Source organism: Flavobacterium azizsancarii (assembly GCF_027980145.1).
GTDB classification, from domain to species: Bacteria; Bacteroidota; Bacteroidia; order Flavobacteriales; family Flavobacteriaceae; genus Flavobacterium; species Flavobacterium azizsancarii.
This window is the reverse complement of record NZ_JAMZNK010000006.1, coordinates 107,711-125,629: the sequence shown is the minus strand read 5'-3', so window position 1 is coordinate 125,629 and position 17,919 is coordinate 107,711. Positions and strand designations below refer to the sequence as shown.

At 33.4% G+C, this 17,919-nt stretch carries 15 protein-coding genes; 13 read left to right on the top strand and 2 right to left on the bottom strand.

The features are described 5' to 3' along the window. Window positions 1–117 precede the first annotated feature (117 nt). From NJT12_RS05975 to NJT12_RS05960, 4 genes are all read left to right on the top strand, one after another. Window positions 118–942 (top strand): alpha/beta hydrolase, encoded by an 825-nt coding sequence (locus tag NJT12_RS05975; protein WP_271334973.1) that lies wholly within the window; start codon window positions 118–120, stop codon window positions 940–942. 740 nt (window positions 943–1,682) lie between these two features. Beyond that, entirely contained in the window at window positions 1,683–3,155 is a 1,473-nt protein-coding gene (locus NJT12_RS05970) for a glycoside hydrolase family 10-like protein (protein ID WP_271334972.1), read from the top strand. A gap of 20 nt (window positions 3,156–3,175) precedes the next feature. Then, entirely contained in the window at window positions 3,176–5,680 is a 2,505-nt protein-coding gene (locus NJT12_RS05965; protein WP_271334971.1) for a beta-N-acetylhexosaminidase, read from the top strand. Window positions 5,681–5,686: 6 nt separating this feature from the next. Continuing rightward, the gene (locus tag NJT12_RS05960) at window positions 5,687–6,982 is read left to right on the top strand and encodes a serine hydrolase domain-containing protein (RefSeq protein WP_271334970.1); all 1,296 of its coding nucleotides are present in this window, start codon (window positions 5,687–5,689) and stop codon (window positions 6,980–6,982) included. Between the two features lie 283 nt (window positions 6,983–7,265). Here the strand turns inward: NJT12_RS05960 and NJT12_RS05955 are convergent, their stop codons facing one another. Further along, complete coding sequence (locus NJT12_RS05955; RefSeq protein ID WP_271334969.1) at window positions 7,266–8,357, bottom strand: Ppx/GppA phosphatase family protein; 1,092 nt, start codon at window positions 8,355–8,357, stop codon at window positions 7,266–7,268. A gap of 771 nt (window positions 8,358–9,128) precedes the next feature. Between NJT12_RS05955 and NJT12_RS05950 the strand changes: the two genes are divergently transcribed. Continuing rightward, window positions 9,129–9,305, top strand: coding sequence for a hypothetical protein (locus NJT12_RS05950; protein WP_271334968.1), 177 nt, complete (start codon window positions 9,129–9,131; stop codon window positions 9,303–9,305). Between the two features lie 396 nt (window positions 9,306–9,701). On the opposite strand, the gene NJT12_RS05945 is transcribed toward NJT12_RS05950, so the two are convergent. Then, the gene (locus tag NJT12_RS05945; protein WP_271334967.1) at window positions 9,702–10,187 is read right to left on the bottom strand and encodes a hypothetical protein; all 486 of its coding nucleotides are present in this window, start codon (window positions 10,185–10,187) and stop codon (window positions 9,702–9,704) included. A 263-nt stretch (window positions 10,188–10,450) separates the two neighbouring features. Between NJT12_RS05945 and NJT12_RS05940 the strand changes: the two genes are divergently transcribed. The 8 genes from NJT12_RS05940 to NJT12_RS05905 all read left to right on the top strand — a co-directional run bounded on the left by NJT12_RS05940 (window position 10,451) and on the right by NJT12_RS05905 (window position 17,765). Continuing rightward, window positions 10,451–10,627: a hypothetical protein gene (locus NJT12_RS05940; protein ID WP_271334966.1), complete on the top strand. Its 177-nt coding sequence runs from the start codon at window positions 10,451–10,453 to the stop codon at window positions 10,625–10,627. Window positions 10,628–10,638: 11 nt separating this feature from the next. Continuing rightward, the gene (locus tag NJT12_RS05935) at window positions 10,639–11,322 is read left to right on the top strand and encodes a hypothetical protein (protein ID WP_271334965.1); all 684 of its coding nucleotides are present in this window, start codon (window positions 10,639–10,641) and stop codon (window positions 11,320–11,322) included. A gap of 107 nt (window positions 11,323–11,429) precedes the next feature. Beyond that, the gene (locus NJT12_RS05930) at window positions 11,430–11,861 is read left to right on the top strand and encodes a hypothetical protein (RefSeq protein ID WP_271334964.1); all 432 of its coding nucleotides are present in this window, start codon (window positions 11,430–11,432) and stop codon (window positions 11,859–11,861) included. A gap of 673 nt (window positions 11,862–12,534) precedes the next feature. Further along, on the top strand, window positions 12,535–13,089 hold the full coding sequence (locus NJT12_RS05925; RefSeq protein ID WP_271334963.1) for a hypothetical protein: 555 nt from the start codon (window positions 12,535–12,537) through the stop codon (window positions 13,087–13,089). Between the two features lie 119 nt (window positions 13,090–13,208). Further along, window positions 13,209–14,006: a hypothetical protein gene (locus tag NJT12_RS05920; RefSeq protein ID WP_271334962.1), complete on the top strand. Its 798-nt coding sequence runs from the start codon at window positions 13,209–13,211 to the stop codon at window positions 14,004–14,006. Then, complete coding sequence (locus NJT12_RS05915; protein WP_271334961.1) at window positions 14,007–16,682, top strand: TonB-dependent receptor; 2,676 nt, start codon at window positions 14,007–14,009, stop codon at window positions 16,680–16,682. After that, window positions 16,679–17,227: a hypothetical protein gene (locus tag NJT12_RS05910; RefSeq protein ID WP_271334960.1), complete on the top strand. Its 549-nt coding sequence runs from the start codon at window positions 16,679–16,681 to the stop codon at window positions 17,225–17,227. Before NJT12_RS05915 ends, NJT12_RS05910 begins: the two co-directional genes overlap by 4 nt. 4 nt (window positions 17,228–17,231) lie before the next feature. Continuing rightward, on the top strand, window positions 17,232–17,765 hold the full coding sequence (locus NJT12_RS05905; protein ID WP_271334959.1) for a hypothetical protein: 534 nt from the start codon (window positions 17,232–17,234) through the stop codon (window positions 17,763–17,765). The last annotated feature ends 154 nt before the right edge of the window (window positions 17,766–17,919 follow it).

The following is a 17,919-nucleotide window of genomic DNA, read 5'->3' as shown; positions in this document are numbered from 1 at the left end:
ATGAGACTTAATTTTCTTTACCATTAAGATATTAAGTAATTTAAGCTTTATGAACTTAATCTCTTAATGGTTAGAAATAAGGAACTTATTTTGACATAATTAATAAAACAAGATTTTATGAAAAAAACAACCTGCGTCCTTCTTTTATTCTTCGTATTTTTTTCTGCTAAAGCGGCTAAGGTAGATACTTTAGAAGTTTTTAGCACTGCGATGAACAAGAGTATCAAAACTTGTGTAATAACCCCTGAAGGTTATAAAAAAAGCAGTAAAAAATTTCCGGTTGTTTATCTTCTTCACGGATACAGCGGAAATTATGCCACATGGGTAAAAAGTTTTAAAGATGTAGGGAAACAGGTCGATAAATATGGTTTTATAGTAATTAGTGTCGACGGGAATTATTCAAGTTGGTATTTTGATAGTCCTATTGATCCTACTTTTAAATATGAGACTTATATAATCAATGAATTAATTCCTTTTGTAGATAATAAATACAAAACAATTGCAAGTCGCGAAGGCAGGGCAATATCAGGACTTAGCATGGGCGGACACGGCGCATTGTATTTGTCATTCAGGCATCAGGATGTTTTTGGAGCGGCAGGAAGTATGAGCGGAGGAGTCGATTTTAGTCCGTTTCCTGACAAGTGGGATATCAAAAAACGTTTGGGAACGATTACGGAATATCCTGAAAACTGGGAAAAAAATACGGTTGTCAATATGCTTGAATTGGTAAAAGACAACAAGCTAAAACTGATTATTGATTGTGGTGTCGACGATTTTTTTATTGATGTAAACAGAAATCTTCACACGAAGATGCTTGCCCTGAAAATAGACCATGATTATATAGAACGTCCGGGACAGCATAATATTAAATACTGGGAAAATTCCCTGAAATTTCAATTGTTGTTTTTTGACAATTTTTTCACAGAAAATAAAATTAAGTAAGGAATTGTGTGTTGCTATTTTCGATAAACAATGCATAAAAATTGGTTTGGTTACCTATCCTAACAGGTTTTTAAAACCTGTTAGGTATTTTTGCTGCTATTAATAGAAAGATTAAAAGTTTTTTCGCACGACCCGAGCAACAGCGAACAAGCAAATCAATTGCACAAATTAAATCTGCTTGATCTGCTAAATCTGGGAGAGAAAATTTAGCCACAGATTAAAAGTTTTTTAGCCACGAATTGCACGAATTATCACGAATTAAATTTGCTTGATCTGCTAAATCTGTGAGAGAAAAATTTAGCCAAAGATTAAAGTTCTTTAGCCACGAATTAAATCTGCTTGATCTGCTAAATCTGTGAGAGAAAAATTTAGCCAAAGATTAAAGTTATTTAGCTACGAATTAACACAAATTAAGTCTGCTGAATTTACATGAAGAAAAGTCAGATGAAGATTAGAGAATTAAGCTTTTTTTTAAATTAAGAATTATGATTATTTACGATTGTTCCGCTTCGTTTTTCATTTTGATCAAAAGGAGATTCGAGTAACAGCAAACAGGCGAAGTAATCACAATAGTAACCCGACAAAGATTGACGAAATTAGTAAAGGAATTTCTTGTGTGATTTCTCCTTTCGTCGAAATGACAATATTGTGTCTAAGCTTTGCTCCGGATAACTATCGGCATTGCGGTTAAGCTAGCTTGTTACAGATTAAAACTATATTAACTAACCAAAAATAATATTATGAAAAGTCTAAAATTTTTAATTGTGATGTTACTGTTTCAAAACTATGTTTTCAGCCAGCAACCAGCAAAAAGAGAAATGCGGGCAGCCTGGATATCTACTGTCGATAATATAGACTGGCCATCGAAACCCGGTTTGTCAGACAAACAGATTAAAACAGAAATGATCACTTTACTGGATAATTTACGGTCCAATAATCTGAATACCGTAGTTTTTCAGATCCGTCCTACGGCAGATGCTTATTATAAATCAACCAAAGAACCCGCATCATATTGGATCACCGGAACACAGGGAGTTGCTCCCGGTTTTGATCCGCTTCAGTTAATGATTGATGAAGCAGGAAAAAGAGGAATGAGTGTTCACGTTTGGCTCAATCCGTATCGTGTACAAAAAGATACAACCAAAGAAGTGCTTGCAAAAAATCATTTGTATTTTAAGAAACCGGAGTTATTTGTGACCTATGGAAAAACAAGATATTTTAATCCCGGTTATCAAGAAACCAGGGATTTTGTTGCTTCTGTAGTAGGCGAAATAGTCCGTAATTATAACATTCAGGCGATACATATGGATGATTATTTTTATCCTTATAAAATAGTAGGACAAGAGTTTCCTGATCAGGCAGCATTTGCCAAAGAGCCGAGACAATTTAAGGACAAAGACGATTGGAGAAGAGACAATGTCGATTTGATCATCAAACAAATACGAGATACTATAATTGCGAATAAACCGGAGGTCGAATTTGGAATTTCGCCTTTTGGCGTCTGGCGAAATATAGCCAAAGATTCAGAGGGTTCAAATACTGTGGCAGGAGCGACAAATTATGATGATTTGTATGCTAATATTTTGAAATGGCAAAAAGAAAACTGGATCGATTATGTAACGCCGCAATTGTACTGGCACATTGGTTTTGACAGAGCTAATTTTGAAGTTTTGGCAAAATGGTGGGCTGCACACAAATACGGAACAAATGTTTATATAGGTCATGGAGATTACAAGATTTCGAATACAGCCAAAGAAGTAGAATGGAGAAGCCCTGACCAGATTGTAAAACAAATAGAAATGATCAGAACCATGCCTTTAATAGATGGTTCAATGCATTTTACGGCTTCTACTTTTCTAAAAAAAGGAGATACGCTGAGAAAAGCCATTACTGAAAAACAATATAAATATATCGCATTAACACCTGAGGCGAATAGAATTACAAGGATAAAACCACAACCGCCTACAAATGCATCGATTGCAGATAAAGGAAACAAAGTAGTGCTTACCTGGAAACCCGGGGCAAACAATCAAAAATTTGTTATCTATAGATTCCCTAAAGGAAAAATAACTGATTTCTCTAATCCTGAGAATATTTACTATGTTACTACAGCTGTAAAATTAGAGGTACCGGATGCTAATTTAAAAAACTACACTTATGCTATTACCGCTTTGAGTGCCACGCAAACTGAAAGTATTCCGATACAATTTTAATAAAATAAAAAGCTATAAAGATGAAAAAAAGTATACTGCTAATTGCCGTTTTCCTGAGCTCGCTGAATGTATTGCAGGCGCAGAAACTGGATATTATTCCCAGGCCTGTAAAGATAGAACAAGAAGATAAGTTGTTTGTAATACCTTTAGCTGTGAAGATTATTGTAGACAAAAAAATGCAAAAAAGCGCTAGCTATATTGCAAGTGATTTTTTTAAAAATACAGGAATTAATGCAACGGTTGCTACTGGAAGCAAATACGGAAAAAATGGAATATCGTTTTTGATAGATGAAAAATTAGATCTTCCTAATGATGGTTATAAGTTAACTGTAACTCAAAAGGGAGTTCTGGTAAAAGGAAAATCTTCAAACGGAGTGTTGAATGGTTTTCAGACTTTATTACAGATTTGTTCTGCAAAAGACGTGAAGAAAGGAACAATTCCGTTTGTGAAAATAGAAGATTATCCTCGCTTCGAATGGCGCGGAATGATGCTGGATTGTTCAAGACAATTTTTTGATAAACAAACGGTAGAGAATTATATAGATTGGCTGGCAGCACATAAAATGAATGTTTTTCATTGGCATCTTACGGATGATAACGGATGGAGAGCCGAAATTAAATCAATGCCTGACTTAACTTTAAAAGGAGCCTGGAGAGGTCCCGGTGAAGTTTTATTGCCATCATATGGTTCCGGAGATAAACGTTACGGAGGATTTTATACGCAGCAGGATATGAAAGAAGTTGTAGCGTATGCATTGGCCCGTGGAATTGATATCATGCCTGAAATCGAAATCCCAGGACATTCGCGTGCCGTAACAGCTTCATATCCTGAAGTAGGATGTGTAACGACTCAGGAAACAAAAAGTGTTCAGGGAGAAGTAAAAAATGTCTGGTGTGTAGGCCGCGAAGAAAATTATCAGATTCTGGATTCTATTATTAGAGAATTTTCAGAAATGTTTCCATTCGAATACATTCATGTTGCGGGCGACGAAGTAAACAGAGCCAATTGGGAGCACTGCCCAAAATGCAGGGCTTTGATGGAAAAAGAAGGATATACAGATACTTTTCAGCTTCAGAATTATTTCTTTAGACGTGTAGAAAAAATAGTAGCAAAATACAACAGGAAAACAGCCGGCTGGAATGAAATTTTAAAAGGAGGAGAAATCAATCCCAATACTTTAATTAGTGCGTGGCAGGGAATAAGCTACGGAATTGAATCGGCTAAAAAAGGATATGAAACAATTATGATGCCCGGGCAATTTACTTATTTCGATATGGCACAGTCTGAAAATGAGCGAGGTCATCGCTGGGCTGCGATTACGGATACAAAAAGAGCGTATTCGTTTGAGCCAATTCCAAATAATGATTTAACTCCCGAACAGCAAAAAATGATAAAAGGGGTTCAGGGTGCTTTGTGGAGTGAATATCTGGACCGCCCTGCGAGATTTATGGAATATCAGAGTTATCCCAGAATTGCTGCTTTGTCTGAAATAGGGTGGACTAAAAAAGAAGATAAAAACTGGGATGATTTTTACGGAAGATTGACACATAGCCATTTACAGCGTTTGGCAAATATGGGAATTGCTTTTAGAGATTTTCCTCCTACAGCGATTTATAAAGACGGAAGCATAACAGTAACTCCGCCTTATGAAGGAGCCATTGTACGATATGATACACAAGGAAATGAGCCTACAAGACAATCGCCTTTGTACACAAATCCAATCAGGACAAAGGATTATGAAAATTACCAGTTCCGTACTTTCTTTAATGAAGTTGTTGCAAGTCCGGCTGTAAAAGTAGAGAAATTACCGGTTGCCAACTGGAATACCTCTAAAGTTGAGGTTTTAAACATTTCGGAGAATATTTCGGAACATATTGATAAGAATGGCATTTGGTATCTCACATTTGTTCCAACAACAGATGAGAGTATCAGTGGTGCTGTCAAAGCTGTTTCGCTTTTTGAAAATGATAAACTGATACAAACTTTTTCAGATGAAAAAACGTTGAAATCAAAACCTCGTTTGCGATTTTTGATCGAAAATTATAACGATAAAAATACGTATCGTCTTGATTTTACTGTTGAAAATAAAGAAGCAAAAGAATCTTCGGCGAAAGTCAATTTCAATTGTTCTCCTTATTTAGAACCAGAGGTTAAGGTAACTTCATCAATGGTTGAAAATCCGAAATTTCCAATTTCTAATTTAGCGGATTATAACCCGGAGACGTATTTACGTACTGATGTTGCTTGTGCAAATGGCGATTGGATTTTATATACTTTTACAAATCCTGTAACCACTGCAAAAATTGATGTTTTGACAGGGATTCCGCATCATCCAAGATTTATTATTAATAACGGTTTTGTTGAGTATTCATATAATGGAATTGATTTTATAAAAGGTGATGATTTTGATTATGGCAATGCATCAATTTATCCTAAACAACCGGTAAAAGCAGTTAAAACTACGATTACAGGAACAAACAACGAACCTCTTATGGCAGGACAGGATTTAAGAATTAACCCTTAGTAAAAAATGAAAAAAACAGGAATCAGGATCGTACTTGTTATTTTGATACTTTCAGGAATTAGTTTTAGTTCCCTGAAAAAGTCTTTTGACACAAAACAAAATGAGGTTTTTATTGATTCGATGATGAATAATGCCCTCAAAAAAGGTTTTTTTCCGGGAGCTCAAATTATTGTGGGAAGCAAAGATTCTGTTTTTATAGTAAAGAATTACGGCTATCATGATTACTCAAAAAAAGATTTGGTAAAAACAGACGATGTATACGATTTAGCTTCCATGTCTAAAGTTTTGGGAGCAACACTTGTCGCCATGCGTTTAGTAGGAGAAGATAAAATAAGTTTAGAGGATAAATTGGGGGATGTTGTCCTGACATACAAAAATACGCCTATTGCAGATTTAACGCTTTTTGAATTACTGACACATACAACGGGACTAAAATCAGGAATCACTTTTTACAAAAGCCTGTTGTCAACCCCTGACGGATCGCCTTTATTGAGCAATCAGCAATCGGCAGATTATCCAGATTTGTTTGATAATATGTATGTAAACAAGAACATCGTTTACGATACAAAATACCTTTCTTTTGAGCCAAAAGACAATTATGTGAGGATCTATAAAAACATGTGGCTGAATCCTGAATTTTATAAATCTGTTTATGACCAAATTGCTGTAGCGAATACAAATAAGCGTGGTCAATATTTGTACAGTGATTTGAATTTGATTCTGGTACAACAAATGATGGAAGCCAAAACCGGTTTAAAACTAGATCAAATGGCGAGAGGAATCTATAACGAATTGGGGATTTCAAAAATTGGATACAATCCGTTGCAATGGACTTCTGAGCAAAATGTAATACCTACGGAGATTGATTATTTGTTCAGGAAAGACACCATAAGAGGATATGTACACGATGAAGCAGCAGCTATTCTTGGAGGCGTTTCTGGAAATGCGGGTTTATTTGCCAATGCGCAATCTATCGCTGTGATTTGCCAAATGTTGCTTAACAATGGAAAATATAATGGAAACCAAATTATAAAAGCAAAGGTTGTTGCGACGTTTACAAAATCGCCTCTTGTCAAAAAAGGAATCTATCGCGGACTTGGTTTTGATAAACGTAAACCGGATGAATTCTTTAAGAAAGATGATTTTGGACATACGGGATTTACAGGTACATTTTTCTTTATAAATCCGGAAAATAATAGGTTCTTAATTATTCTGACCAATCGTGTCAATCCTACCAGAAGTAATAGATTGATGTATAAAGATGATTTTAGTGCTAAAATTTGGAAACAAGTAAATAAGTAAAAAAAAGTTAGCCGCAAATTGCACTAATTTCCACGAATTAATTTCTGATAATTTAAAAAAGTTAGCCACTAATTGCACTAATTTCCACGAATTAAATCTGCCTTAATCTGCACGATCTGTGTGAAAAAATTTGTGCTAATTTGTGAAATTCGTGGCTAAAAAACTTTGATCTCCATAATTTATCCGGCATAAAAAAAGCTCCAGATTTCTCTGAAGCTTTGGTACATATATAATTCCGTAATAATGAAACCAGACAGGTTCCGTAAGAATGATAAAGGATATTCTAAAAGTTAGTGTTTACTTTTTTAGAACGATCTGCAATGTGAGAGATCAGCCAGGTTACCTGTCCGTCTTTTACAAAATATATTTTTTTAGTTTCCAAATTTGGAATACTTTCAAGGAACATTGCCAATATGTTATTTGCAGAAATAAGGTATTTCTGGTCGTAAACATTAAAAACTCTTTCAGCTTCTTTATTAGTTTTCGCAAGGTTACTATACTTGTTGAAATTGTTTTTAAGGATTGCATCATAATACATAACATCTTCTAAAGTCAAAGGAATGTAGTGATCCTTAAGGTTTTCGTTATAGTATAGCGTTGCAAAAGCCCATACGGCACCACCGGATAAGTAGATTTTTTCTTTCTTTAGAATTTGAGGATTTGCATCAAGCATTTCTTTTATTCTTTTGCGAAGAACAGTATTAAAATCAAAGGATTTTTCCTGAAATGTAGACATATCATTGACCTGATTTTGATTTACAACCGTTTTTTTGACTGCATCAGTAAGCGACATCGTACCAAAATCAAGTTCAAGAGGTACAAATTCTAATTTGCTGTCAAGGTCATCAATATAACCGCCTTTTGTCGTTTTTGCACCAATATCAAGCAATAATGCATTAGAATAATCAACAGGAGGTATAGCACCTTTAACAAGCATTTTAGCTTCTTCGTCGATATCTATAATGTCAAAATTTTTGCTGGTCAGGGTCGAAACTTTATTCTTTAAAACATCGATGTTGCGCGCAGATTCAAAAACCGGAGCGGCAACTATAAAAATGTTTTCTTCAAGAAGTTTAAACTGCTTTCTTACTTTCTTTAATTGATCAAAAATGATGATACTTGTTTTGTTGATATCGTCCTGAGTAAGCTCGCCGTTATCAGTAATGTGTTGGGCAAGATCAATTCTGTCATTCGAGAAATAAAGAATCTTATAGTCTGCTTTTTTGATGTTATTAACCTCAAGAACAGAAGTTTTTATTGCTCTTCGTCCGATTTCAATTCCTACGTAAAGGTTTTTTTGAGAAAAGGAATTGATCGAAAAAAATAGGTTTAAAAGAATAAAAAATAAAATTTGGGATTTGTTTTTTTTAAGCATTGGATTTAGTTATTGTTGTAGTATTTGTTTTTGAATATAGGTTGTAAGATAACTTGTGTGGTATTTATGTGAAAGTCATAATTTTAAATTAAAAATAATGGGTTTCATTACAAGATCGCAAATTTATAAAAACATTTAAGAACATAAACGCAGTTGCTGGAAAATATAGCATTTAATTAATATGAGGTTTTTTCAGTGATAACGGTAGGTGAATTGTAGTTGCTAAAGTGCTGAAAAAGAATAAATAATAGAAAAGTATTTAGGGTTAAAAACAATCCAATAGCCGAGTGTCATGATTAATGTTTTAGATAGTAAATCATTTGTACGACAGAATTTGGATTAAATTTGGTTTTAAAAGTTATGGAGTTTATCTAATTAGTTCAAACTAACGATAGGTGGATGTCCTGAATCTTATTTTGATAAGAGATACCATAATTAAGAGAAAAGGCCAGACAATTTTTAATATTCATGAAAAAGATACATATTATCATTAGCATGGGAATGTGGTGGAAGGGTTTAAAAGTAATTTATAATATATGTTATTGATTAATTGTTTTCAGTCTTCGAAGAATTCTGGTAGAAGTTGCATAAAAGTTTTTTTTGCGCGTTTTTTTATTCTTTTGAATCGTAGATATGATGCGTTTCTTTTTTCTAAAAGCAATATCAGATTTTAAATAGTTTTTTGTGTGTTATCGTAAATGATAACCGAATTACGTAAAAATAGTCTCACATTTGAATTATCATAATTGTAATTTAATTGGGAAGAAACTAATGGAAGCAAAAGAAATTAAAAACGTAGAATATCTTAGAAAACTAGTGAATAAGTATTTAGATATTTCCAAAGAAGCAGATAATAAAACAGATTGTAGTGCTGAAATCAAGTTTGTCAATTATTATGAGCTTGGCTGTACCATAACAGATATGCTCAAATTATGTATTTGGCACTGAATAAGGAAACGCAAAGGACTTCAGAAAAAGTCGAAAACCCATCGATTAATGTGGCCCTTATTTTAGAGGTGGTACTTCAAATGTTTCCTATAAATGAATTCGAGCTTCTAACTGAAATTAGTGAATTGGTTAGTGCAGATTCCTTATAGTTTTTATAAAAAAGGACTATAAAATAATTGAATAAAAAAAGCTCCGGAGAAATCTGGAGCTACCTATGGACATAATTACGAGACAAGCACAAGTTTCATTATTTGGCATTAATTTTTTGTGAAATTGATTTCACAAACTTAGTTAACGTAATTAAAATTTGTGCAAATTAGTGCAATTCGTGTTTATAATTGATTTACAATATTGGTCTCTGCACGATAAGTTTTATAGGTGTCTTTATATTCAGTTTTACGGAATTTCGGTAGCTTCTCCCATTCCCGCAAAAATGGCTTTTTTAAAGTCCAGTTTAGGCTCATTGATCAAAGTTTCATCTTTTACAATTGCAACATTTACAACCGTTTTATTAGCGCCTTTTTGCAGAGGCTGTTCCTTAAACCTTCCGCCTACGATAAGATAATCAGTTTTTAATTGAGGTTTTTTATCTCTTTCTTTATAGTCGAGAGTTTTATCCAGTTTTACTAAATAGTACTCGCTTCCGTCTGCAGCATCTAATTGTTTTACTATTTTTCCCGAAACTTCATCAGCACCCGGAGAATAATCTTCTAATCCATTTTCGCCATAAATTGTATTGAGCTTAATCGAAAAGAGCGCTGGATTTGAGTCATCCAGTTCTCCTATTTCTATTGACGTTAGGTCCAGATTTTCAGTTTTAGATTTGTTTTGACATCCTGATAAGACTAAAAATAAGGATGCTATTATGAGGGTTTTATTCATAGATTTTTGATTAACAGGTTGTTTTGGTAGTGATTATGATGAATTAAATTTGTTTATATAAAGAGTAAATATAAACAAAAAGCTTTGGATTTTTTTGAAGCTTTGTTTAAAAATCCAACAAAATTATACTGGATATTCAGAAGTATATTGTTGATTTTTAATAGTGTAGAAAACCACGATCCTTGCTATTGTTTATATGAAAAAAACAATATATTTGAACAGCATATCTTACAAATGTGCAGTAAGAAATAAGAATAATAAAAATGGGATACCTAATTGGACTTTTAATAATTGTAATTACAGTTGGAGTCTTGATTCGATCTAAAGCAACAAGTAAGAAAAAAGTAATCATATTTTCTGTAATTATTTTATTAATGCTATTGCTGCCTTTTATTTTATTGTTTTTGGCCTTCGCAACCGGAGCTGAATTTAAAGATTAAACCGAATTGAAATGAATAAATTATTTGCACTTTTTATATTAATATTCTCCTTGCAATCTTGCGAAAATAAAACTGGAAAAAAGATTAAGGATTCACATCAAATAAAAGAGAAAGCAGAAGAATGGACAAAAGAACAGGAGGAAGAACTTGCAGGAAGTTTATCAGTAAAATTTGATGATGATAGTTTAGTTGATAATTTTAATATCTTATTCAATGAAGATGAAATAGCGCAGAGTGTACTTTCGGTTTATTTGTCTTCGCAAAAGAAAGAAGTCAAAATTAATCTGCTAAATAATAGCGTTCTGTATAATAATAAAGAATCGGCTTATTATACATTCTTTACAATAAACGAAAAAAAGATATGCATAGTAACCATACAATATGCTGATCAGGAATCGATCCCGAATATCTCTGGAGAAAAGAAAGATCTGGTCGAAAAAATAAGATTAAGATTTAATAATCAAAACCATAAAATTCAGGTAATTGGATATGACGTATCTTATCAGAAAGAGACAAAAAGCATCACAAAATCTTTTAACTTCATTACCGGGAAATATATCGCGACCAGCAAAATTGATGGAAAAACTTCTACTGTAGATGGTTGGTCTGCAGAATTGGAAAATATTTATGCAGAAGATTGGAATTTTCCATTGGTACGTGATAAAATTTTTTGGATTGGAGAAGAAGTGGAATAAAACAAAATAATCTCGATTTGAATTATAATAGATTTTATAAAGAGGGAAATCACTGCAGCAGATAGCCATTAAAAGGGATTGATTTTGAATCAAAAAAAACAAATAATATGAGAAAAATAATTGCTTTGTTTTTTATAATTATAAGCTACTCTTGTGATAAAGGGAATGCTGGAGAAGATAATATTGTAATAAAAAATTCAGATTTAAAAACTGAAATCCTGAAATTTAACGAAAATGCAAAATATCATACAGGAAGAAATACAGACAATACGGTTTCGGTAGCTTTTTGGAATGATAATAATGAAATTCGCGTAGGGCTTTATTCCTCCAAAAAACTTAAAAATGAGGACTATATTGGAAAAACCTATGCAGATAAAATAACTGTCTTTTTTTATTCTAATGACAAATCTGCTTTTAGAGATTTAATTGATGTAAAATTTACAGCTAAAGAAAGTAACGATAAAAAAGATTTTTCTGATGCTTATACAAGCTTTTATGTATATAAGAATGGAAAATTAGAATCAATTCCAACAAAGTAATGCGACTAACAAGTCGTCTTTCTTGGCTGTGAAGTCTTTCGACTTTAGAAGTTGTAATCAAAAATACAATCATGGAAAAGTTTATCTGTATCAAATTATTAATCATTATATCAATAAGTTGCTCTGCGCAAAGACTTAGCTTTGCAGATAAAAAAGCACACAGAATTATTGGTCTGGGATCTAAAAAACAACAGTAAAATAACTTACCGGCGATTAAAGTTTCTGTTTTTGATAGAGGTTCGACTATAATTTTAAAGAAAGGCGATATAACACCTCCCGCTCCCAATCTTGAATATAAAGATTATGTCATGACAAAGCAGTAAATAAGTATCCCTGCTCCCCCAAAAGCAACTTATAAAAAGTAGGAGGAATGCCGGAAATCTAACCAGATTATCGCAGGATATGCATATAATTGTTGTATTTCTATCTTAAATTTAATACTTCAGGAAATAGCGATAATCTTTTGAAAAAAAGGGAAGTTATTTCATTGATACTCATTGTCTCTGATGATATGGGCAAACTCAGGAAACATAATGCCTAAAGAATAATGTTAAATAGTATGTAAATATAACCCCACAAGTAGTGTTGAATAATAAGTTTGTTAAAATTGTAAGATTTAAGTTAGGGATATGTGAATATTGTATACTTTTATATAAAATCTAAAACATATCCTATGAAAACCTACAAAATTTTATCTGCTTTATTTTTACTAGCTGTTTTTGGAAAAGTCTATGCCCAAGACACTAGGACTGATTTTCACACGATAGGAATTACAATTCCTACAGTAGCCATTGTGGATATCGAACCAGCTCTGGCCAAAAACATTACGATGGCTTTTACTGCTCCTATAGAAGCGGGTTTGCCCATTGTAGCTCCTGCAAACAATGCTAGTTTATGGCTTAATTATTCTTATATTCCAACAACAAGCACAAAAACGGCCAAAGTATCTGTTAAAATGGATGCAGTTGTACCTGGTTTAGATGTAAGGGTTCTGGCAGCTACAGCTACCGGAACAAATGGCGGCGGAACACTGGGAACTAGTGCCGGAAGCGCGATAACACTTACCGCGGCTGATCAACAAATTATATCAGCAATTGGAGCTTCTTATACAGGAGATGGTGCCGCCAACGGACACAATTTAACCTATTCATTAAACGCGACTAATTACACAGGTTTGTTTGCATCTACACCTTCAGTGATAGTTACTTATACCATTAGTGAAAACTAAAACCCATATTTTTTCAAAGATATTTAAACAAAAATAGTGTCGCTTACATAAAATCAGGAGACACTATTTTTGTTTAACTATCTACTTCTGTCTACCTATTTCAACCTACCTGCTAAGCGATGACTTTAAAAAAAACACTCTTTTTTATTGCAGTTTTCTTTGCGTATACTAATGTATTCGCAAGCATTGTTATAACCAATGGTTTAACACATAGTTACAAACTAAAAGAAGGAATATTGCAAAAAGGAATTATCACTATTCAAAACACTTCTGATATTGCTCAAAATGTAAAATTGTATCAACAAGATTATAGCTATAATGCTACGGGGACTTCATTTTATGAAGATTACGGAAAGAATAAAAGGAGCAATTTAAAATGGATTAAATTAAGTACCAATTTATTAAAAATAGAGGGCAGGAGTAAGACTGATGTGTCTTATGAAATCACTATTCCTGAAAATACCCCTGCCGGCAGCTTTTGGAGCGTAGTTATGGTTGAACCTGTAGATGATGTTGTACCAAATGATGTCAAAAACGGTATTCAGTTAAAAACGCTCATTCGTTATAGCATTCAGATGGTGACCACAAATGAAAAACCTGCGAAGGCTTTAATGACTTTTGATGCCATCAATTTAAAGAAAATTGAAGGAAAGCATGTTTTAGAACTTACAATTTCAAATAATGGGGAAATATTTCATATCGTTGAAGCCACCATTGAGATATTTGACAGCAAAGACGGCAGTAATAAAGGAAAATTCAAGAGCGATATACAGAGTTTACTACCCAATAATTCTAAACTATTTACTATAGATTTAAGTTCAGTTCCTGTTGGCAATTATAATGCTTCAATACTTGCAAGTAGTGCAGAGGACCACGTTTTTGGAATAAATATCGAATTAAATATACCCAATGAATAAATGAATAAAAGAATAATTATATTATTTTTTATTATTCCGTACTTTTCTCAGGCACAAAAACTCGCGGTCGATTTAGTAAATCAGAATGAGTTTATTACTCCGGGAAAGGTACAAACGTTGGTTTTTAAAATTACGAATCCATTTCCCAAGGATTTTTTAGTCACGGTAACGAATACACTTCCTGAAGGTTGGGTTTTGGCTGCTGCACCTTATGATCTTACTTTAGCAGCAAACGAGACCAAAATATATTTAGTTGCTATTCAGGTACCCATTAATTCATCAAAAGGCAAAGACAAAATAAATTTAGTTATTAAGGACAAGACAAATAATATTTTGCACTCTCAGGATTTTGTACTAACGGTCAGTCAGTTGCAACGAATAACATTAGAACTTATTTCGGCATCAAGCTACGTAAAAGCAGGAGACACTATCAATAATTTTTTTATGCTGAAAAATGAGGGAAACGTCAAAGAAAATATTTTTATCGAAACCTCTGCCCGAACTTTTATAAAAGGTGATAATCCTATTTTGATATTACCGGGAAAGTCTGTCCTAATAAATGCATATCAATCTACTGAACTTGAACAGCCTAAACCTTCACAAAATTTAATTAAACTTACAGCTTCTGTCAAAAACGACTCTGTTCAACCTGTTTTTGCCTCCCAGATAACAAATGTTATTCCTGTTTTTCCGGTAAATGAAGATGTCTGGCTTCGGTTTCCTATTAGAATAGCGGCAACCTATATTGGGAGACAAGAGCGAAATGATTTTGACAGCGGATTTCAGGGAGAAATTTATGGAAGAGGAGCTCTAAATGAAGAAAATTCTAAATTACTTGAATTTAGGGCTATCGGTCCGGACCGTTTCGGATTAACGTCCTTTTCTCAGTACGAAGAATATTTTATAAATTATAAATCGACTAATTTTTATGCTCATTTGGGCGATAAGACCTTTTCTTCGTCATTTTTGACAGAGTTTTCAAGATATGGGAGAGGTGTAGAATTAAGGCAAAAATTCGACAAGTTAGAAGTTGGAGGTTTTTATAATAAACCCCGTTTTTTTAAAGATATTAAAGATGAAATCAGTGTTTATGCCAAGGTAAATTTTAATGCCAAAAATAATATACGCTACGGATATTTATTGAAACGAAAAGAGAACAATCAGGACGATCATCTACACTATGTTGCAGGCGAGGGAAATGTTTTTAAGAGAGTTGCTGTACAAGGAGAATATGCTTTAAGCAGTAATAATGTAGCACAAGGAAATGCATGGCAGCTACAAACACAAACTTATTTTAAAGATCTGGATGTCAATGCGAGCTATATATATGCATCGCCTCATTTTTCAGGTTATTATACCAATACCCAGTTTTTTACGGCTAATATTAATTACCGAATTTTACCCAAACTGAGCCTTTCGTCTAACTATCAAAAGGATGCAAGAAACTTTGAAAGAGATACTCTGTATGGAGCCGCGCCATACAGAGAAGCTTTTCAGGTAGGGATACGTTATAATTATTTAAAAAGAGGTGCGATTTCGTTCTTTAGCGGAACTCAGGAATATGAAGACAGAATGGAACATAAACAGTTTTTTTATAAAGAAATGTTTAGCCGTATTGAATTGTCTCAGGATATTTATAAATTTTCGATCAATCTTCAAATGTATTTAGCAGAAACGACTAATTTTTTGATTAATTCAAAAGGCGCATCATCACTATATACTGCCAATGTTAGTTATAACAACAAAGGAAATTCTATAAGTCTTTATGGTAGTTATTCGACCGTAAATCGATATGCGACAAAGGATGAGAAGCTGTTTTTATATGGAGGGCGTGTCAATGCTCATATTTACAACAGATGGGATGCCAGTTTATTTTATCAAAACACCTATTATCTGGAGGATTATTATACAGACAGAAATCTGTTGGAGCTGGCATTAAATTACAGAGTAGCACCAAATCAACAAATAAATATACTTTCCCGATATGCTTTAGCGCAGCATCAGATTGAGAATAAGGATTTTGCATTTTCAGTACGTTATGTTCTGGACATTAATGCGCCTATAAAAAAAATCAAAGAGTATGGTTTTTTTGAAGGAAATATCACTAATTTAGGGAGTGCACAAATAAAGGATATAAAACTTCATTTAGGTCCCTATTCAGCTATTACGGATGAAAATGGTCATTTTTTGTTTAAAAATGTGAAACCTGATATTTATTTTCTTGAAATAGAAGAAGGAACATTAGGTGTGCAGGATATTACCGATATTGACATTCCGGCTAAAGTTACCATAACCGAAGGAGGAAATTATTTCAATTTTGGTATTACAAAAGCTTCCGGTATAAAAGGAATGATACTGCTTGACGAAAAAGATGCTGATAGCAAAGACCAAAGTGTTATTGTTGAAGTGATATCAGATAGCCAGGTTTTTAGAAAAATATGTGATATTACCAAACCTTTTGATTTTACCTATCTAAGACCCGGTGATTGGAAATTAAAAGTATATCGCAACGGATTAAACAGTAAATATAAAATTCAGACAGATGATATAAACTTAACACTTAACCCGGATGAAGATCAACAAGTTCAGGTTAAGATTAGTAAAACGGAAAAAGAAATAAAATATTTGCAAAAACCAATGAGAGTAGGTTTTAACACTTCAAAAGAAAAAAAATGATTTTTAATTCGATTCAATTTGTTTTAGGAGTATTCCTTTTTTTTTCTGGTAGTTTGTTTCTTTCGGCACAAACAACAGGAAGTCGCAATATTAATGTGAATCTTTCTGAAGTTGCATTACTTGATGTAGAACCTGCTATGACGGCTATTTCTTTTAGCTTTTTGGCACCCACAGAGGCTGGTCGCCCATTAACCATTCCTGCTGTTAATACTACAAAATGGTTAAACTATACGTCTGCTATAAAAACAACAACGCCCGCAAGATCTGTTTCTGCCCAAATTGATCAGACGTTCACCGGATTATTCGTAAAGCTTCAGGCCGCTGCTGCCAGCGGTAGTGGGGGAGGTACACGAGGGATTCCTGTGGGTAAAGTTACACTAACCACCGTGCCTACAACAATTATAACAGGTATTGGCGGTGCTTTTACGGGAAATGGTATCAATAACGGACACTTATTAAATATTTCTCTTGAAATGGATGATTATAAGAAATTAGTACAAACTACTAATAAAATAATTACTATAACCTATACTATTAGTAACTAAAAAGATGGTGAAACAATCTAGTATAAGAAATCGAATAAATACATCTATAAGATTATTGTCTTTAGTTGGTGCGTTATTTGTGTGCGTAGTTGCCCAATCTCAAACGATTACGGTAGGAGGTACAGATTGGACTCCTGTTATCCCAACAATTACAGAAGCGGGATCTGATTATGTGGGAACTTATGAAAGCAGCTCTTCTCAAATTAATTTAAGTTTGGCAGTACCACTTCTTTTAGGCACAGGAAAGGTTTCAGTCAGATATGAACCCAATCCTACATGGAATAATTCTCTGAAAATTGATGTAAGAAAACTGAATAATGGATCAGGTTTATGCGTGCTTTGTAGCATGGTACCAGATCAATCAGCGCCATATCAGGAAGTTCTAACGAGTGATGCGGAGTTATTTAGAGTAACTGCTGTTTTATCATTAGCAACAGTAACTAATATTGGCTTAAACCTTCGAATACGCGGTGTGTCTGTTATAATTCCGGTTGCTAATTATAGTGCTCGTATTGTATTTACTATTGGTCCAACATAAAAAATGTCAAATAGCCAGGTTTTATATTGTTAGTCAGGTATCAGTGTTTATCAGTAATAAGGGGAATTATAAAAACGAAAAGCTCCAGATTTCTCTGAAGCTTTTGTTACATTGTTTACCTCTTTTAATTTTGATCCAATCTGTTTAAAAAATC

What these genes read in the sequence shown, in the direction of transcription:
- NJT12_RS05975 (WP_271334973.1), top strand. Translation starts at nt 118, where the DNA reads ATGAAAAAAACAACCTGCGTCCTTCTTTTATTCTTCGTATTTTTTTCT.
- NJT12_RS05970 (WP_271334972.1), top strand. Translation starts at nt 1,683, where the DNA reads ATGAAAAGTCTAAAATTTTTAATTGTGATGTTACTGTTTCAAAACTAT.
- NJT12_RS05965 (WP_271334971.1), top strand. Translation starts at nt 3,176, where the DNA reads ATGAAAAAAAGTATACTGCTAATTGCCGTTTTCCTGAGCTCGCTGAAT.
- NJT12_RS05960 (WP_271334970.1), top strand. Translation starts at nt 5,687, where the DNA reads ATGAAAAAAACAGGAATCAGGATCGTACTTGTTATTTTGATACTTTCA.
- NJT12_RS05955 (WP_271334969.1), bottom strand. Translation starts at nt 8,357, where the DNA reads ATGCTTAAAAAAAACAAATCCCAAATTTTATTTTTTATTCTTTTAAAC.
- NJT12_RS05950 (WP_271334968.1), top strand. Translation starts at nt 9,129, where the DNA reads ATGGAAGCAAAAGAAATTAAAAACGTAGAATATCTTAGAAAACTAGTG.
- NJT12_RS05945 (WP_271334967.1), bottom strand. Translation starts at nt 10,187, where the DNA reads ATGAATAAAACCCTCATAATAGCATCCTTATTTTTAGTCTTATCAGGA.
- NJT12_RS05940 (WP_271334966.1), top strand. Translation starts at nt 10,451, where the DNA reads ATGGGATACCTAATTGGACTTTTAATAATTGTAATTACAGTTGGAGTC.
- NJT12_RS05935 (WP_271334965.1), top strand. Translation starts at nt 10,639, where the DNA reads ATGAATAAATTATTTGCACTTTTTATATTAATATTCTCCTTGCAATCT.
- NJT12_RS05930 (WP_271334964.1), top strand. Translation starts at nt 11,430, where the DNA reads ATGAGAAAAATAATTGCTTTGTTTTTTATAATTATAAGCTACTCTTGT.
- NJT12_RS05925 (WP_271334963.1), top strand. Translation starts at nt 12,535, where the DNA reads ATGAAAACCTACAAAATTTTATCTGCTTTATTTTTACTAGCTGTTTTT.
- NJT12_RS05920 (WP_271334962.1), top strand. Translation starts at nt 13,209, where the DNA reads ATGACTTTAAAAAAAACACTCTTTTTTATTGCAGTTTTCTTTGCGTAT.
- NJT12_RS05915 (WP_271334961.1), top strand. Translation starts at nt 14,007, where the DNA reads ATGAATAAAAGAATAATTATATTATTTTTTATTATTCCGTACTTTTCT.
- NJT12_RS05910 (WP_271334960.1), top strand. Translation starts at nt 16,679, where the DNA reads ATGATTTTTAATTCGATTCAATTTGTTTTAGGAGTATTCCTTTTTTTT.
- NJT12_RS05905 (WP_271334959.1), top strand. Translation starts at nt 17,232, where the DNA reads ATGGTGAAACAATCTAGTATAAGAAATCGAATAAATACATCTATAAGA.